This is a genomic window from Bacillus sp. AFS037270, assembly GCF_002585305.1.
On the sequence record NZ_NUNF01000147.1, the window covers coordinates 158 to 477 of the forward strand.

General features: G+C 51.9%; 3 tRNA genes. All 3 read right to left on the bottom strand.

What is annotated here, in order from left to right:
* Positions 1–29 precede the first annotated feature (29 nt).
* The 3 genes from COD92_RS31415 to COD92_RS31425 all read right to left on the bottom strand — a co-directional run bounded on the left by COD92_RS31415 (position 30) and on the right by COD92_RS31425 (position 278).
* A tRNA-Ile gene (locus COD92_RS31415) sits at positions 30–103 on the bottom strand.
* A gap of 10 nt (positions 104–113) precedes the next feature.
* A tRNA-Met gene (locus COD92_RS31420) sits at positions 114–187 on the bottom strand.
* Positions 188–205: 18 nt separating this feature from the next.
* Positions 206–278 (bottom strand) — tRNA-Ala (locus COD92_RS31425).
* Positions 279–320: the final 42 nt, after the last annotated feature.

Genomic DNA, 320 nt, shown 5'->3' on the forward strand with positions numbered 1-320 from the left:
GACTTGGGTATTCCTCCATGTTAATAAAATGGACCCTGTAGGACTCGAACCTACGACCGGACGGTTATGAGCCGTCTGCTCTAACCAGCTGAGCTAAGGGTCCATTAATAATATAGCGGCGGAGGGGATCGAACCCCCGACCTTACGGGTATGAACCGTACGCTCTAGCCAGCTGAGCTACACCGCCATTTTTATAAATAGTAAATGGAGCCTAGCGGGATCGAACCGCTGACCTCCTGCGTGCAAAGCAGGCGCTCTCCCAGCTGAGCTAAGGCCCCATAATGTTAATATCCACTAGGACTGGTCGGGAAGACAGGATT